Raw genomic sequence first — 16,868 nt, forward strand, 5'->3', positions numbered from 1 at the left:
CAGGTCGACGCGGCGGAACACGATACCCGTGTCCACGGCCGCCGGACGCAACGTCATGTAGACCTTGTCGCCCGTGTGAAGACCCACGCCCGTCGCTCTGATGACGTTTTTGAGCGTGCGTTGTCTGATCATTTTTATGTATTGCCCCCTGGGGCAGGAGCTGACAAAACGCCGGCGAGGGTAGCACAGCGATGTGGGCGAGAAAAGTTTAACGACGTGTGGAACCCACACTGCGTCGCATTTTCGCAACACACCCGGGCCATTCCCGCGTCTCCGCCGACGGCGGCGACCGCCATCCTGACGCCACAGGATGGCGGTGCCGGGGCGGCGATGTGTTCGAAGCATCGCCGCTCGCCCGGTGCGCGCGCTTCCCAGCGGGCGCGCCCGGGCCGGATGGGAGCCGGTCGTCGTGCGTCAGTCGGCCTGGCGCCGCAGGAACGCCGGAATGTCGAGGTAGTCCCCCGACGCTTCAGGCTGCACGTGATCGACCGACTGGCGGATCGGCTGGCCCGGGATGCCGAGGTAGTCGACCTCGCCCGTCGTCGCATTGCGGATCACACGCATCGACGGACGCTGCGCGCTCACCACCTCACGTTCGCGCTCGCGCTGCTCGCGCAACGGTTGCCGCGCGACCGCGCGGTTGAGGCCGGTGGCGACCACGGTCACGCGCACGTCGTCCTTGAGGTCCGGATCGAGCGCGGTGCCGATCACGACCGTCGCGTCCTCGCTCGCGAACTCGTGCACGACCTGGCCGATGTCGTCGAACTCGCGCATCGTCAGGTTCGTGCCCGCGGTCACGTTGACGAGGATGCCGCACGCACCGGCGAGGTTGACGTCGTCGAGCAGCGGGTTGTTGATCGCCGCCTCGGCCGCCGCGACCGCGCGGTCGTCGCCGTGGGCGGTGCCGGTGCCCATCATCGCCATGCCCATCTCGGACATGACGGTGCGCACGTCGGCGAAGTCGACATTGATGAGGCCCGGCCGCGTGATGAGGTCGGCGATGCCCTGCACCGCACCGAGCAGCACGTCGTTGGCCTGCTTGAATGCGCTCAGCAGGGTCACGTCGCGGCCGAGCACGGTCAACAGCTTCTCGTTCGGCACCGTGATCAGCGAGTCGCAATACTGGCCGAGGTCCTCGATGCCCTTCAGGGCGACCTGCATGCGGCGGCGTCCTTCGAACGGGAACGGCTTGGTCACGACCGCGACCGTGAGGATGCCCATCTCCTTGGCCAGTTGCGCGACGACGGGCGCCGCGCCGGTGCCCGTGCCGCCGCCCATGCCGGCCGTGATGAACGCCATGTCGGCGCCCTGCAGGAGCTCGACGATGCGCTCGCGATCCTCGAGCGCCGCCTGGCGCCCGACTTCGGGGTTCGCGCCCGCGCCGAGGCCCTTGGTCACGTTCGCGCCGAGCTGCAGCGTGAACTTGGCGCCGCTGCTCTTGAGCGCCTGCGCGTCGGTGTTCGCACAGACGAAATCCACGCCTTCGACGCCTCCCTGCACCATGTGGCTGACGGCATTGCCGCCGCCGCCGCCGACGCCGACGACCTTGATCACCGCATTCGGTGCCATCTTTTCGACGAACTCGAACATATCCCATCCTCCGCAAAGTGATTACTGCCTGGTCTTCTTATCGTTCCCGGGTCCGTGACCTTCCCGGTCCGGCCCGTCCTGCCGCGGCTGGCGTGCCGTGGTCGTTACCACTGCCGACCTCCATGACGGCAAAGAGCAGACCGGCTTCCATGCCGGACTTTCCAACGAGCGCCTCTGGGCGCCGTGTTCACTAGAATTCGCCCTTGAACCAGGTCGACACCCGGTTCCATAGGCCACCCACCGCCGAACTGCCTGCGACCGGCGCGCCGCGCGGCACGCCGCCGCGGCTGCCGTAGATGAGCAGTCCTACGCCGGTCGCCTGCATCGGATTCGCGACGACGTCGGCAAGGCCGGTCACGTGCTGCGGCGTGCCGAGCCGGACCGGCATGTGGAACAGCTCCTCGGCCAGGTCCAGCGCGCCTTCCATGCGCGCGGCGCCGCCGGTGAGCACGATGCCCGCGCGCACGAGTTCCTCGCGTCCGCTGCGGCGCAGGTCCGCCTGCACCATCTCGAAGATCTCCTCGTAGCGCGGCTGCACCGCCTCGGCGAGGTTCTGGCGCGCGAGTCGACGCGGCGGCCGGTCGCCCACGCTCGGTACCTGGATCGTTTCCTCCGCGTGGGCGAGCTGCGCGAGCGCGCATGCGTAGCGCACCTTGAGCTCCTCCGCGTGCGCGGTCGGCGTACGCATGAGGTGCGCGATATCGCTCGTGACCTGGTCGCCGCCGATCGCGAGCGACGTGGTGTGGCGAAGCGCGCCGCCGGTGTAGATCGCGATGTCGGTCGTGCCGGCGCCGATGTCGACCATGCACACGCCGAGTTCGCGCTCGTCGTCGGTGAGCACCGCGCGCGCCGATGCGACCGCGGCGGGCAGCAGCTCGTCGACCTGAAGGCCGCAGCGGTTGATGCACTTGGTGATGTTCTGGATCGCACTCGCGGCGCCGGTGACGAGGTGCACGTTCGCCTCGAGGCGCACGCCGGACATTCCCACCGGATGACGGATGCCCTCCTGGCCGTCGATGAGGTATTCCTGCGGTTCGCGGTACAGCACGCTGCGATCGGCCGGGATCGCGATCGCGCAGGCCGAGTTGAGCACCACGTCGAGGTCGGACGCGCTGACCTCCTTGTCGCGGATCGGCGCGGTGCCGTGCGAGTTCTCGTCCTTGATGTGGCTACCGGCGATCGAGGCGTAAACCGAGCGGATCTGGCATCCGGCCATGAGCTCGGCTTCCTCGACGGCGCGCTGGATCGAGTGCACGGTCGACTCGATGTCGACGACGACGCCGCGCTTGAGGCCGTGCGCGGGATGCGAACCGATGCCGATGATCTCGACCGATTCGCCGGGCGTGTGTTCGCCGACGATCGAGACGATCTTCGAGGTACCGACGTCGAGACCGACGATGAGGTTCTTTTCGGACTTGCGGTTCATGGAAGCGCCGGGATTCGTGATTCGCGGTTCATGGTGCGGGCGGACAGGCGGCTGGACGGACCCGCGTCGGCTGCCTCGGCAAGCGCGGCGAAGCCGGCGTCGGGCGCGGCGCGTGCCTGCGGCGGTGTCGGCTCGTCGCGCGTCGCTGGCGCTGCCGCATCCGCGCCACCGGCGTCCTCCGGCCAGCGCATCGCGAAGCCGTTCTCGTAGCGCAGGTCGATGTAGGCGGGCGCGTTCGCATGGCTGGCGGCGAGGCGCGGCCAGACGTCGAGGAAGCGCTTCAGGCGCTGCTGGGCGTCGTCCCGGCCGAGTTCGACCACCGTGCCCGAGGCGAGCTCGAGGCGCCAGCCGCCACGCGGCGACAACGCGATCGCCTCGACCGCGAGGCCGCTGCCGGTGAATTCGCGCTGACAGACGGCATGGAAGCGCAATACGTCGTCGAGTCGATCGTCGGGGCCGCTCAAGCGCGGCAGGCCCTGCAACCCGTCCGCTCCGGCGACGCTGAACAACTCGCCACGACGATTGACCAGGCGATCGTCGCCCCAGAGCGCGAACGGCTGCTGCTCGTAGACGACGACCTCGACCGTATCGGGCCACCGCTTGCGCACTTCGGCGCGCGCGACCCACGGCAGCTTCGCGACGGCGGCGCGCACCTGGTCCAGATCGAGCGCGAAGAACCCTTCGCCGAGCAGCGGCTGTGCGGCCGCGCGGATCTGTTCGGCGCTCACGTGATCGAACCGCGCACGCACATCGAGGCGCGTGACCGGCCAGCGGTCGCTCGCGAACCAGCCGTTGAGCACGCCGAGGATCGGCAACGCGACGAGCGTGAGCGCGATGCCCCAGGCGGCGAGCTTGAACGGGAAGCCGGCGCTCATCCGCGGTGCTCCTCGAACGAGGTCTCGAGCACGCGCCAGCACAGGTCTTCGAACGATATGCCGAGCGTGCGGGCGGCCTTCGGCACGAGCGAATGGCTCGTCATCCCCGGCGCGGTGTTGACTTCGAGCAGGTAGTCGCGGCCGTCGCGGTCGCGCATGATGTCCACGCGTCCCCAGCCGTCACAGCCGGCCGCCTCGAACGCGGCGAGCGCGAGCGCGCGCAGCGCGGTCTCGGCGGAACCGTCGAGGCCGGGACAGATGTACTGGGTGTCCTCGGCGACGTACTTGGCGTGGTAGTCGTAGAACGCGCCCTTGGGCACGATGCGGATCGACGGCAACGCTTCCCCGCCGAGGATGCCGACCGTGAGCTCGTCGCCGACGATCATCTCCTCGACGAGCAGGTCGCCCGGATAGCGCGCGGCGAGTTCGGCGGCCGCGTCGAGGTCGGCCTCGCGCAGCACGCGCGACACGCCGACGCTCGAGCCCTCGCACGCCGGCTTCACGATCACCGGCAGGCCGAGCTTGGCCGCCGCCGCGTGCACGTCCGGCGTCTTGCCGCCGCGCTTGCGCAGCGCGACGAAGCGCGGCGTCGGCAGGCCCTCGGCGATCCACACCTGCTTGGTGCGCACCTTGTCCATCGACAGCGCGGAGCCGAGCACGCCCGAGCCCGTGTACGGCACGTGCAGCGACTCGAGCGCGCCCTGCAGCACGCCGTCCTCTCCGCCGCCGCGCTGGCCGTGGAGAATGTTGAACACGCGCGCGTAATGCCCCGCGCGCAGTGCGTCGAGCAGCGCCGGTATGCCGTCGACCGCGTGCGCGTCGACGCCCTTCGCGCGCAGCGCGGCGAGCACGTTGCGGCCGGAGTCGAGCGATACCTCGCGCTCGGCCGACTCGCCACCCATGACGACCGCGACGCGGCCGAACGCCTTCGCGTCGGTGACGCGCATGCCGCGCGGCTGGGTGCGGGATTCGGGATTGGAGGAAGCGCCCATCATGCGACCTTCGATTTCAGGTGGCCCGCGGCAGCCATTTCGCTCGCGATGGCGCCGATGTCGCCGGCGCCGAGCAGCAGGAGCAGATCGCCGTCGCGCAGCAGCGGCGGCAGCGCGGACGCGAGGTCGCGCGGATGCGCCACCAGGACCGGATCCACCTTGCCGCGCGCGCGCACCGCGCGCGCGAGCGTGCGGCCATCGGCGTTCGCGATCGGCGCCTCGCCCGCGGGGTAGACGTCCGTAAGCACGAGCACGTCGACTTCGGCGAGGACGCCCGCGAAGTCGTCGAGCAGGTCGCGCGTGCGCGAATACCGGTGCGGCTGGAATGCCACGACGAGGCGGCGGTGCGGCCAGCCCGCTCGCGCCGCGGCGAACACCGCGGCGAGCTCGCGCGGATGGTGGCCGTAGTCGTCGACGAGCAGCGCATGGCCTCGATCGAGTTCGAGTTCGCCGCGCAGCTGGAAGCGGCGCCCGACGCCCTGGAACTGCGTGAGCGCGCGCTGCATCGCTTCCGGCGGCACGCCGAGCTGCCAGCCGACCGCGCACGCGGCGAGCGCGTTGAGCACGTTGTGCCGCCCCGGCAGGTTGAGGTGCACCGGAAGGCTCGGCCCGCCGTCGGGCAGGTGCAGCGTGAACGCGGTCGTGCTGCCGTCCTGGCGCACGTTCGAAGCGCGGACGTCGGCGTCGGCATCGATCGCGTAGGTCAGCACGCGTCGGTTCGATCCGCCGGCCAGCGCGGCGACCTCGGGATCGTCGACGCACAGCACGGCGAGGCCGTAGAACGGCAGGCGATGCAGGAAATCAGCGAACGCCTTCTTCACGCGTTCGAAATCGCCGTCGTAGTTCTCGAGATGATCGGCGTCGATGTTGGTGACGATCGCGATCACCGGCGAGAGCAGCAGGAACGAGCCGTCCGACTCGTCCGCTTCGGCGACGAGGTACTCGCCGGTGCCGAGGCGCGCATTGGCGCCCGCGGCGACGAGCTGGCCGCCGATGACGAAGGTCGGGTCGAGCCCGGCCTCGGCGAGCACGCTCGCGGTAAGGCTCGTGGTAGTCGTCTTGCCGTGCGTGCCGGCGACCGCGATGCCGCGCCGGAAGCGCATCAGTTCGCCGAGCATCTCCGCGCGCGGTACGACCGGGATGCGCCGCTCGCGCGCGGCGACGAGTTCGGGATTGTCCGCCTTGATCGCACTCGACACCACGAGTACGTCGGCGTCGGCGACGTGCGCGGCGTCGTGGCCGCGGTCGATGCGCACGCCGAGCGACGCGAGCCGGCGCGTCGTCGCGTTGTCCGCCTTGTCGGAACCGGAGACCTCGTAGCCGAGGTTGCAGAGCACTTCGGCGATGCCGCTCATGCCGACCCCGCCGATGCCGACGAAGTGCACGCGCCGCAGCTGCTGGAACAGGTCCGCCTGCATGCCGTCGACGGGCCGCCTGGAGCGTGCCACGGTCATGTGCCGACCTCCACGCAGACGTCGGCGATGCGCCGTGCGGCGTCGGGCTTCGCCAGCGAGCGCGCCGCGTTCGCCATGCGCAGCAGGCGCGCGCGGTCGTTGAGTTCCTCGAACGCCGTGCCGAGGCGCTTGACGAACTCGTCCCCCTCGGCGACGAGTCGAGCCGCGCCGGCGGCCACCATCGCCTCCGCGTTCTTGGTCTGGTGATCGTCGACCGCGTGCGGGAACGGCACGAGAATGGACGGCACGCCCGCCGCGGCGAGCTCGGCGAGCGTCAGCGCGCCCGCGCGGCAGATCACGAGGTCGGCCCACGCGTACGCGGCCGCCATGTCGTCCTCGAACGGCACGACGTCGGCGTCGATGCCTGCATTCATGTAGGCCGCGCGCGCCTTGTCGAAGTGCTTCGAGCCGCACTGGTGGCGCACCGATACCGCCATGCGCGAGCCGCGCCGGCGCAGCACTTCGGGCAGTGCCGCGTTGAGGCTCTGCGCGCCCTGGCTGCCGCCGAGCACGAGCAGGTGCAGCGGACCGTCGCGCCCGGCACAGCGCTGCGCGGGCGCGGGCAACGCCGCGATCGACGCGCGCACCGGGTTGCCGACCCACTCGCCGCGAGCGAACACGTCGGGGAATCCCGTCAGCACGCGCCGTGCCCTGCGCGCGAGCAGGCGGTTCGTGATGCCGGCGATGCTGTTCTGTTCGTGCACGACGAGCGGGACGCCGGCGAGCAGCGCGGCGATGCCGCCGGGCGCGGCCGCATAGCCGCCGAGCGAGATCGCGCAACGCGGACGCTGCCGCGCGAGCAGCGCACGGGCTCCCGCGATCGCGCCGACGAGGCGGAACGGCATCGCGAGCGCGGTCGCGACGCCCTTGCCGCGCAGGCCGCCGATCGGCAACGTTTCCAGATGCAGGCGGTGGCGCGGAACGAGTTGCGTCTCGAGGCCGCCGTCCGCGCCGAGCCAGACCACCGGGATCTTGCGCGCGACGAGTTCATCCGCGACCGCGAGCCCCGGAAAGATGTGCCCGCCGGTTCCGCCGGCCATGACCAGCACCGGTCCGTTCGGGTCGGCGATCGCGCTCACGGGCGCACCTCCAGCAGCTGGCGCTCGCTGATCACCTGCAGCATCGCGTTTTCGGCGCGCGACACTTCGTAGCTGACCCGCGCGAGCAGGCCGATCGCGGCGCACGTCATCATCACGCTCGAACCGCCCGAGCTCACGAGCGGCAGGGTCAGTCCCTTCGTCGGCAGCACGCCGAGGTTCACGCCGATCGAGACGAGCGCCTGCAGCGCGAGCATCAGCGATACGCCGAAGGCGCAATAGCCGGCGAAATGCCGGTTCTGTTCGACCGCGCGCAGGCCGATCGCGAAACCGCGACCGACGAGCCAACCGAACAGCACGAGCACGAGCACGATGCCGGCGAGGCCGAGTTCCTCGGCGAGCACGGCGAGGATGAAGTCGGTGTGGGCCTCGGGCAGGTAGAACAGCTTCTGCACCGACGCACCGAGGCCGACTCCGGTCCACTCGCCGCGCCCGATCGCGATGAGCGCCTGGGTCAACTGGAAACCGTCCTTGAACGGATCGGCCCAGGGATCGAGGAACGAGGTCAGGCGCTTGACGCGATAGTCCTGGCTCAGGGCGGCGACCGCGAGCACGGGCAGCGCGAGCGAACCGAGCAGGGCGAGGTTGCGCAGCGGCGCGCCGCCGAGCCAGACCATGCCGAGCGTGACCGCCATGAGCAGGGTCGCGGAACCGAAGTCGGGCTGCGCGAGCAGCAGGGCCGCGAAGATCGCAGCGGTCGCGAGCGGCTTGACCACCCCGAGCAGCTTGCCCTGGAGGTTGTCGCGATGCCGCACGAGATAGCTGGCCATGTACACGACGAGCAGGATCTTCACGGCCTCGACCGACTGGAAGCCGATAAAGCCGAGCCGCACCCAGCGGCGGGCGCCGTTGACGCGCACGCCGATGAACGGCACGAAGACGAGCAGCAGCAGGAAGGCGCCGCACAAGAGCAAGGTCAACGCGTTGCGCTCGAGCCAGGCCAGCTCGATGCGCGACATCACGAGCGCGGCGACGAGGCCGATTGCGAGGAACGCCATGTGCCGATACAGGTAGTAGAACGCGCCGACGTGCTGCCCGTCGGCGATCGCGATCGAACTCGACGCGACCATCACGAGGCCAAGGCTCGCGAGCAGCATCGCGGCGACGACGAGGCCGAGGTCGTAGCGCCCCTTGACGTCGCCGAAGCGCGTCGCCTGCTGGTCGTCGTTGCTGAAGTCGAACAGCAGCATCAGCGCCCCCCATCCACGAATCCGGCTGCCGCAAGCAGCCGGCGATCGACCCTCGCCCGCGCAGCGGGAGAGGGGGGGACCATTTGCAAAGCAAATGGTGGGGTGAGGGCCAATCGACGAAGACCTGCCACGGCTGCCGCAGGCAGCCGGCTACCGTCCCTTGCCCGCGCAGCGGGAGACGGGGAGACCCGTTGCGAAGCACACGGTGGGGTGAGGGACCTCCGCAGCACGGTCATCAGCGCACCTTCAAGGTCGCGAGACCGATCAGCACGAGCACGACGCTGATGATCCAGAAGCGCACGATCACGCGCGGCTCCGGCCAGCCCTTGAGCTCGAAGTGATGATGGATCGGCGCCATGCGGAAGATCCGCTTGCCGGTCAGCTTGAAGCTCGCGACCTGCAGCATCACCGACGCCGTCTCCATCACGAACACGCCACCCATGATCAGGAGCACGATTTCCTGTCGCACGATCACCGCGACGCAGCCGAGCGCGGCGCCGATCGCGAGCGCGCCGACGTCACCCATGAACACCTGCGCCGGATACGTGTTGAACCAGAGGAACCCCAGTCCGGCGCCGGCGAGCGCGCTGCAGAAGATCGCGAGCTCGCCTGCACCCGGAATCGCCGGGATGCCGAGGTACTCGGAGAACACCTTGTTACCCGCAAGGTAGGCGAACACGCCGAGCGCGGTCGAGACGAGCACGCTCGGCATGATCGCGAGGCCGTCGAGGCCGTCGGTGAGGTTCACCGCGTTGGAGAAGCCGACCACGATGAAGTACGCGAGACCGACGAACACGACCGCGCCGAACAGGCCCCACCACGCGAACGGCGCCTGCGCCGCGACGTCGGCCAGATGACCCAGCGGCAGCTGCGCCTGTTTGATCAGCGGCAGGTAGAACGTCGTCGCCGCGGGCGTGTCGGCACTGAAGTAGAGGTAGAGCGCGACGGCCAGGCCGAACACGGACTGCCAGAAGTACTTCCAGCGCGCGGCGAGGCCACGGCTGTCCTTCAGCACGAGTTTCTTGTAGTCGTCGTAGAAGCCGATCGCACCGAACGCGATCGTCACGCCGAGCACGAGCCATACATATCGGTTGCGCAGGTCGGCCCAGAGCAGGGTCGACACCGTGATCGAGGCGATGATCAGCGCGCCGCCCATCGTCGGCGTCCCCGCCTTGGACAGGTGCGACTGCGGCCCGTCGACGCGGATCACCTGGCCCGCCTTGATCTCGGCGAGCTTGCGGATGATCCAGGGCCCCGCGAGCAGCGACACCGCGAGCGCCGTGAGCGTGCCCATGATCGTGCGGAACGTCAGGTACTGGAACAGGTGGAACGCGCTGATCCATCCCTTCAGCAGCTCGGCGAGTTCAAGCAACATGGCGTTCGCCTCCGTTGCCGCCTTCGTCGCCGGCGAGCGCGTCCACGACGCGGTCCATCGCCGACGATCGCGAACCCTTGACGAGAAACACGACGCCGGCGCGCATGTCCGCGCGCAGCGCATCGACCAGTTGCGACTGGTCCGCGTAGTGCTCCGCGCCCGTGCCGAACGCATCGACCGCGGCACGGCTCAGGCGCCCGACGGCGCGCAGGCGCTCGATGCCGCTGCGCCGGGCGAGCGCCCCGATCTCGGCGTGCAGGCGTTCGGTTTCGGCTCCGAGCTCGGCCATGTCGCCCATCACGAGGATCCGCTCGCCGGGCTCCGCCGCGAGCGTCGCGATCGCGGCGGCGAACGAACCGGGGTTGGCGTTGTAGCTGTCGTCGATGATCACCCCGCCGCCCGCGAGCGTGCGTCGTGCGAGGCGGCCGGCGACCGTCGGAGCGGACTCGACGCCGACCTTGATCGTCGCCAGCGGCACGCCGAGCGCGATCGCGATCGTCGCGGCCGCGAGCACGTTCATCACGTTGTGACGCCCGTGCAGCGGCGAGGCGATGTCGATCGACCCGCCCGGAGCGAGCAGCCGGAATCCGCGGCCGCCCGCGGGCTCGACCTCGAGGTTGGCGCCGACGTCGGCTCGCCGCAACAGCCCGAATCGCAACACGCGCCGGTTGCCCGCGAGCACGCCGAAGTAGTCGGCGAACGCGTCGTCGGCGTTGATGACCGCGACGCCGTCGTCGGGAAGCGCGCGGTAGATCGCGCCTTTCGTCTCGGCGACGCCCTGCAGCGAGCCCATGCGCTCGAGGTGCGCGGCCGCCACGTTGTTGACGAGCGCGACGTCCGGCCGGGCGATGCGCGCGAGGTAGGCGATGTCGCCCGGCTTGCCCGCGCCCATCTCGAGCACCGCGTATTCGGTGTCGGCGGGCATGGCGAGCAGGGTCGACGGCAAGCCGATCTCGTTGTTGAAGTTGCCGGCGCTGACGTGCGTGCGACCGTGGCGCGCGAGGATCGACGCGACCAGGGTCTTCACGGTGGTCTTGCCGTTCGAGCCCGTGATGCCGACCACGCGCGCGTCGCTGCGCGCGCGCACCGCGCGCGCGAGCTCGCCGAGCGCGGCGAGCGTGTCGACGACGACCACCTGCGGCAGCGCGACCGCGAGTTCGCGTTCGACCAGCAGCGCAGACGCGCCGCGCTCGCGCGCGGCTTCGGCGAACGCGTGCCCGTCGTGGCGTTCGCCGGCGAGCGCGACGAACAACGTGCCCGCTCCCAGCGTGCGCGAGTCGGTCGAGACCGCATCGACGACGACGTCGTCGCCGTGCAGCCGCCCACCGGTCCATCGCGCGATATCGGCGAGTCGTAGGTTCAGCATGCGCGCGCCTCCAGTGCGCCGCGCGCGACCGCGAGGTCGTCGAACGGCCGCTTCCCGCCGGCGCCTTCCTGGTACGGCTCGTGGCCCTTGCCCGCGATGAGCACGACGTCGCCCGCCTGCGCCATGCCGATCGCGAGCGCGATCGCGGCCGCGCGATCGCGTTCGATCGCGGCGAGCGACGGGCGCGCGAGCCCCGCGACGATCTGCGCGACGATCGCGTCGCCATCCTCGCCGCGCGGATTGTCGTCGGTAACGACGATGCGGTCGGCGAACGTCTCGGCGATCGCGCCCATCTGCGGGCGCTTGCCGGCGTCGCGTTCGCCGCCGCAGCCGAACACGCAGACGAGGCGCCCGCTGCAGTGCGCGCGCAGGCTGGCCAACGCCTGCTCGAGCGCGTCGGGCGTGTGCGCATAGTCGACCACGACGAGCGGCCGGGTCGCGTCGCCGCCGAGGCGGTTCATGCGTCCCGCCACCGGTTCGAGCGCCGCGAGCGCATCGCGGATCTGAGCGAACGTGAAGCCGAGCCGCCCGAGGCAGGCGGCGACCGCGAGCAGGTTGGACACGTTGAAGCGGCCGAGCAGGCGCGAGGCGACACGGCCTTCGCCCCACGGCGTGGCCAGCCGGAAGCGCAGGCCGCCGGCGTCGGATTCGACGTCGTGGGCGACGACGTCGGCATCGCTGCGACCGATCCCGTAACGCACGAGCGCGACGCCCTTGCCGACGACCCTCGCGAGCACGCGACCGAAGGCGTCGTCGACGTTGACGATCGCGGCGGCGAGCCCCGGCCACGAGAACAGGCGTTGCTTCGCGGCGCCGTAGGCCTGCATCGTGCCGTGGTAGTCGAGATGGTCGCGCGTGAGGTTGGTGAATACCGCGAGTTCGAAACCGACCGCGTTGACGCGCCCCTGGTCGAGCGCGTGCGACGAGACTTCCATCGCGACGTGGGTCGCGCCCGCATCGCGGAACCCGGCGAGCAGGCCGTGAACGGCGATCGCATCCGGCGTCGTGCGATCGCCTTCGCGTATCCCGCCGTGCATGCCGGCGCCGAGCGTGCCGATCGTCGCCACCGCTCGGCCGGCGTGGTGCAACGCCTGCGCGAGCAACTGCACGGTCGAGGTCTTGCCGTTCGTGCCGGTCACGCCGACGATGTGCAGCGCACGCGACGGTTCGTGGAAGAAGCGCGACGCGATCGCGCCGAGGCGATCGCGCAAGCCGTCCAGCCACACGACCGGAACGGTCGTGGTGGCAGAGCGCGCGCCGGACGCGGGCGCCTCGATGCCTGCCGTGTCGGCCAGGATCACCGCTGCGCCACGCGCCGACGCCGCCGGGGCAAACGTGATGCCGTGCGCATGCGCGCCGGCGAGCGCGACGAATGCGTCGTCCTTCGCTACGCGCCGCGAATCGAGCGCGAGGCCGCGCACGACGATGTCGCCGGCTGCGCCGGCGTCGCCGTGTCCCTGCAGCAGGTCGCGCACGCTCATCGAATACCGCTCGTTCATTCGGGTACACCCTCCGCATAGTCCGGCTCTGCCTGCGCGCCGTCGGGCGCCTGCCGGTTCGTGCGTACGGTGTGCCCGGAATCGGGCGCCGCGGTGTACCAGTTCTGCACGTCGTCGGGCGGGACGTCGAGCAGGCGCAATGCGCCGTCCATGACCTTGCTGAAGACCGGCGCCGATACGAGGGCGCCGTAGTACGCGCCCTGCGGGTCGCGGATCACGACGACGCCGACCAGGCGCGGCGCGCTCGCGGGCACCATGCCGGCGAACAGCGAGATGTATTTCTTCTGGTAGCCGCCGCCCGCCGCCGTGCGCGAGGTGCCGGTCTTGCCGGCGACGCGGTAGTTCGCGATCGCCGCCTTGACGCCGCCGCCGGGCGGATGGATCACGGTTTCGAGCATCCCGCGCAGCGTCGCCGCGATCTGCGGATCGATGACCGCGCGATCCTGCGCCTGGCCGCCCTTGACGAACGTCGGCGCGCGCAGGCGGCCGTCGTTGGCGAGCGCCGCGTACGCCTGGGCGAGCTGCAACGGCGTCACGCTGAGGCCGTAACCGTAGGCGATCGTCGCCTGCTCGACCGGCCCCCAGTTCCGCGCGATCGGGAGGTTGCCGGGCGACTCGCCCGGGAAGCCGCAGCCGGTCACTTCGCCGAAGCCGAAGCGATGGAACACGTCGTACATCTCGTCGCGACCGAGCGTCGCGGCGATCTTCGCCGCGCCCACGTTGCTCGAGTAGGTGATCACGCCGGTGACGTCGATGAGGCCCTTGTTGTGCACGTCGCTGATCGTGTGCCCGTACAGCGTGTAGGTTCCGGGCGAGGTGTCGATCGGGGTGTGCGGCTTCCACTTGCCGGTTTCGAGCGCAGTCGCGATCGTGAACGCCTTCATCGTCGAACCCGGCTCGACCACGTCGGTCGCCGCACGATTGCGCCGGTAGGCAGGGTCGATGTTGCCGCGCGCATTCGGGTTGAACGACGGCTGGTTCACCATCGCGAGGATCTCGCCGGTGGGCACGTCGAGGATCACCATCGAGCCCGAGCTCGCGTGGTGTTCGACGAGCGCCGCCTTGAGCTCGCGGTAGGCGAGGTACTGGATGCGCCGATCGATCGAAACCGTGAGGTCCTTGCCCGGTCGCGCCTCGCGCACGAGCTCGACGTTCTCGACCTCGTGGCCGAGGCGGTCGCGGATCACGCGCTTGATGCCCTTCTCGCCCGCGAGCCACTGGTCGAACGCGAGCTCGAGGCCTTCCTGGCCGGCGTCGTCGATGTTGGTAAAGCCGAGCACGTGCGCGATGACCTCGCCGCTCGGGTAGTAGCGGCGGAACTCGCGCTGGCTCGACACGCCGGGGATGCCGAGGTCGAGCACGGCCTGTGCGTCGTCGGGATTGAGATGGCGCTTGACGTAGTAGAACTCCTTGTCGGAGCGCTCGACGAGCCGCTGCTTGAGCGACTCCTCGTCGAGCCCGGTCGCGCGCGCGAGCTCGCCGATGCGATCGGCGTGCGCGAGCAGCTCGATCGGATTGGCCCAGATCGATTCGACCGGCGTCGATACCGCGAGCGGTTCGCCGTTGCGATCGAAGATCGTGCCGCGCGAGACCGGGATGTCGATGTCGCGCAGGTAACGCGCGTCGCCCTGCTCCTGGTAGAAATCCTTGCGCACGACCTGCAGATCCACCGCGCGCACGACCAGCGCGCTCGAGGCGAGGCCGAGCACGGCGACCACGGCGTACAGCCGAGTGCGCGGGTTGGCCGGACGCGCGCGCGCATTCATCGCTTGATCACCAGGGTCTGCGCGGCGGTCGGCGGCAGCATGCCGAGGCGGCCCCGCGCGATCTGGTCGATGCGGTTGTTCTCCGCCCAGGTCGCCTGCTCGAGCTGAAGGCGGCCGAACTCGAACTCGAGGTTGTCGCGCTCGTTGCCGAGGCGGCTCAGTTCGACGAAGGCGAGGCGGCTCTGCTGGCGCGCGTAGACGACGCCGATCGCCGTGGCGATCGTCGCGAGCAGGAGCACGGCGAGTGCGGCGATGCGCAGGCTCATGTCGTCCCCGCGGCGTCGGCACGCTTCTCGGCGACGCGCAGCACGGCACTGCGCGCACGCGGGTTCGCCGCGAGTTCGGCGTCGGTCGCGAACCGTGCCTTGCCGACCGCGACGAGCGCGGGCGGCGCGACCTCGGGCAGCGGCAACCCGCGTCGAACGGGACGCGCGACCTCGCCGCGGATGAACTGCTTGACGACGCGATCCTCGAGCGAGTGGAAACTGATCACGGCGAGCCGGCCGCCCGGCTTGAGGCAGCGCAGCGCGGCGTCGAGGCCGCGCTCGAGCGCACCGAATTCGTCGTTGACGTGGATGCGCAGCGCCTGGAACGTGCGGGTCGCCGGATGCTTGTTGCGCTCGCGATGCCCGATCGTCCTGGCGACGAGGTCGGCGAGGTCGCGCGTCGTCGCCAGCGGCCGCTCGCGTTCGCGCTCCACGATGGCTCGCGCGATGCGTCGACTCATGCGTTCCTCACCATGACGCCACAGCACATCGGCGATCTCCTTCTCGTCCGCCGTCGCCAGCCACTGCGCCGCGCTGATCCCGTGGGTCGGGTCCATGCGCATGTCGAGTGGTCCTTCACTCTGGAAACTGAAACCGCGCGCCGGATCGTCGAGCTGCGGCGACGACACGCCGAGGTCGAGCAGCACGCCGTCGAGACCCGCCGCCGCCTCCGGCCACGCGGCCATGTCGGCGAAGTTCGCGTGGCGGATCCCGACGCGCGGGTCCTGCGCGAACTCGCTCTTCGCCGCAGCGATCGCCTCCGGATCGCGATCCATCAGCAACAAGCGCCCTTCCGGTCCCAACCGCTTCAGGATTTCGCGCGCATGCCCGCCGCGCCCGAACGTCCCATCCAGCCAGACTCCCTTCCCGCTCACGCGAAGGCCTTCCAGGACCTCCGCCAGCATCACCGGCGCGTGCCGGAGCTGCGGCGCGCTCATCGATGGGCCCCGCTCACAGCTTCAGCTCGAGCATGTCCTCCGTGATCTGCTCCTCGCCGATCGTTTCGCGGATCTTCGCGAGGTGCGCCTGTTCGCTCCACAGTTCGAACTTGTTGCCCATGCCGAGCAGCACCGCGCGCTTTTCGATGCCGCTCGCACCGCGTTGGCTGGCCGGCAGCGAGATGCGTCCGTTCGCATCGGGCTCGACGTGCGAAGCGGCGCCGACGAGCTTCATCTGCAGGTTGCGATGCACCGCCTTCACCGACGGCAGCGCATTCACCTCGTCGCGAACGCGCTCCCATTCCTGTTGCGGGAAGATCCACAGGCACCCATGCTCGAACGGGTTGTAGGTCACGACGAGCCGGTTGCCGGACTTCGCGACGAGGTCGCGATGAGCCGCGGGTATGGCAACCCGGCCCTTGTCATCCAGCGTGACGGCGGTCTCGCCCTGAAACATGACCCACTTCCCACCACGAAAAACCACTTGAACCCACATTAGGCGGCAGGGCGCGGACTGTCAAGGAATTTCCGGAAAAAAATGCTGTTCAGGCAAGGATTTGTCTCGCATCGGTCGACCAGGTTCGCGATGAAGTTGATGTCGAATGTGAGGTGTTGCAGACAACTCATTGATGCGAGATTGGTCTCGCTTCAGACGCAGGATCACGCGTACTACAGCCCCGCGGACAATGACGTCGCGCGACGCGCCACGTGTCCCGGGGGCGATGCCGCCTCCCCCGACGCTCGGAATGCGTTACGACCCAGCGTCGCGAGGCAAACGCGAACGCGCGTGCATCCGCGCACGGGGTCGCCCGTGCGCGGATGACGCGAAGAGGTGAAGTCGGCCGATAAGCCGGGTTCTGTCGTGGACAGCCATTCCTCTAGGCCGTGCGTCACCGCACGGCTCGAGCAACCAACCCGGGGACGACGCGGGCCACGTCATGGTCCCCCTATTCGGTCTTGCTCCAGGTGGGGTTTGCCGTGCCGGTCCGTTGCCGGACTCGCGGTGCGCTCTTACCGCACCGTTTCACCCTTGC

General features: G+C 69.9%; 14 protein-coding genes, 1 other RNA gene and 1 pseudogene. All 16 read right to left on the reverse strand.

The annotated features are described in order from the left end of the window. A partial coding sequence (locus VI238_RS11875; protein ID WP_331651611.1) for a UDP-3-O-acyl-N-acetylglucosamine deacetylase occupies window positions 1–132 on the reverse strand: 132 nt, incomplete at its 3' end. 398 nt (window positions 133–530) lie between these two features. Next, window positions 531–1,590 (reverse strand): annotated as a pseudogene (gene ftsZ, locus VI238_RS11880) (cell division protein FtsZ); the annotation flags it as partial. Between the two features lie 190 nt (window positions 1,591–1,780). Continuing rightward, window positions 1,781–3,016, reverse strand: a complete 1,236-nt coding sequence (gene ftsA / locus VI238_RS11885; RefSeq protein ID WP_331651593.1) for a cell division protein FtsA — start codon at window positions 3,014–3,016, stop codon at window positions 1,781–1,783. After that, on the reverse strand, window positions 3,013–3,891 hold the full coding sequence (locus tag VI238_RS11890) for a cell division protein FtsQ/DivIB (RefSeq protein WP_331651595.1): 879 nt from the start codon (window positions 3,889–3,891) through the stop codon (window positions 3,013–3,015). The genes ftsA and VI238_RS11890 overlap by 4 nt, the downstream gene beginning before the upstream one ends. After that, complete coding sequence (locus tag VI238_RS11895) at window positions 3,888–4,838, reverse strand: D-alanine--D-alanine ligase (RefSeq protein WP_331651613.1); 951 nt, start codon at window positions 4,836–4,838, stop codon at window positions 3,888–3,890. The genes VI238_RS11890 and VI238_RS11895 overlap by 4 nt, the downstream gene beginning before the upstream one ends. A 44-nt stretch (window positions 4,839–4,882) precedes the next feature. Then, a complete protein-coding gene (gene murC / locus VI238_RS11900; protein WP_331651615.1) occupies window positions 4,883–6,301 on the reverse strand; it encodes a UDP-N-acetylmuramate--L-alanine ligase in 1,419 nt (472 codons plus the stop codon). Window positions 6,302–6,333: 32 nt separating this feature from the next. Further along, window positions 6,334–7,377: an undecaprenyldiphospho-muramoylpentapeptide beta-N-acetylglucosaminyltransferase gene (murG, locus tag VI238_RS11905; protein WP_331651617.1), complete on the reverse strand. Its 1,044-nt coding sequence runs from the start codon at window positions 7,375–7,377 to the stop codon at window positions 6,334–6,336. A 35-nt stretch (window positions 7,378–7,412) separates the two neighbouring features. Then, entirely contained in the window at window positions 7,413–8,624 is a 1,212-nt protein-coding gene (ftsW, locus tag VI238_RS11910; protein WP_331651597.1) for a putative lipid II flippase FtsW, read from the reverse strand. Between the two features lie 235 nt (window positions 8,625–8,859). Next, window positions 8,860–9,999: a phospho-N-acetylmuramoyl-pentapeptide-transferase gene (gene mraY / locus VI238_RS11915; RefSeq protein WP_331651599.1), complete on the reverse strand. Its 1,140-nt coding sequence runs from the start codon at window positions 9,997–9,999 to the stop codon at window positions 8,860–8,862. Beyond that, entirely contained in the window at window positions 9,989–11,365 is a 1,377-nt protein-coding gene (locus VI238_RS11920; RefSeq protein WP_331651601.1) for a UDP-N-acetylmuramoyl-tripeptide--D-alanyl-D-alanine ligase, read from the reverse strand. Before VI238_RS11920 ends, mraY begins: the two co-directional genes overlap by 11 nt. Next, the gene (locus VI238_RS11925) at window positions 11,359–12,864 is read right to left on the reverse strand and encodes a UDP-N-acetylmuramoyl-L-alanyl-D-glutamate--2,6-diaminopimelate ligase (protein WP_414650060.1); all 1,506 of its coding nucleotides are present in this window, start codon (window positions 12,862–12,864) and stop codon (window positions 11,359–11,361) included. Before VI238_RS11925 ends, VI238_RS11920 begins: the two co-directional genes overlap by 7 nt. Continuing rightward, window positions 12,861–14,630: a penicillin-binding protein 2 gene (locus VI238_RS11930; RefSeq protein WP_331651603.1), complete on the reverse strand. Its 1,770-nt coding sequence runs from the start codon at window positions 14,628–14,630 to the stop codon at window positions 12,861–12,863. The genes VI238_RS11925 and VI238_RS11930 overlap by 4 nt, the downstream gene beginning before the upstream one ends. Then, on the reverse strand, window positions 14,627–14,896 hold the full coding sequence (gene ftsL / locus VI238_RS11935) for a cell division protein FtsL (protein ID WP_331651605.1): 270 nt from the start codon (window positions 14,894–14,896) through the stop codon (window positions 14,627–14,629). The genes VI238_RS11930 and ftsL overlap by 4 nt, the downstream gene beginning before the upstream one ends. Continuing rightward, the gene (gene rsmH, locus VI238_RS11940) at window positions 14,893–15,834 is read right to left on the reverse strand and encodes a 16S rRNA (cytosine(1402)-N(4))-methyltransferase RsmH (protein ID WP_331651607.1); all 942 of its coding nucleotides are present in this window, start codon (window positions 15,832–15,834) and stop codon (window positions 14,893–14,895) included. Before rsmH ends, ftsL begins: the two co-directional genes overlap by 4 nt. Before the next feature lie 13 nt (window positions 15,835–15,847). After that, complete coding sequence (gene mraZ, locus VI238_RS11945; protein ID WP_331651609.1) at window positions 15,848–16,291, reverse strand: division/cell wall cluster transcriptional repressor MraZ; 444 nt, start codon at window positions 16,289–16,291, stop codon at window positions 15,848–15,850. 373 nt (window positions 16,292–16,664) lie between these two features. After that, window positions 16,665–16,868, reverse strand: an RNA gene (gene rnpB / locus VI238_RS11950) — RNase P RNA component class A; the annotation flags it as partial.

The organism is Dokdonella sp. (assembly GCF_036518555.1).
Taxonomy (GTDB): domain Bacteria; phylum Pseudomonadota; class Gammaproteobacteria; order Xanthomonadales; family Rhodanobacteraceae; genus Dokdonella_A.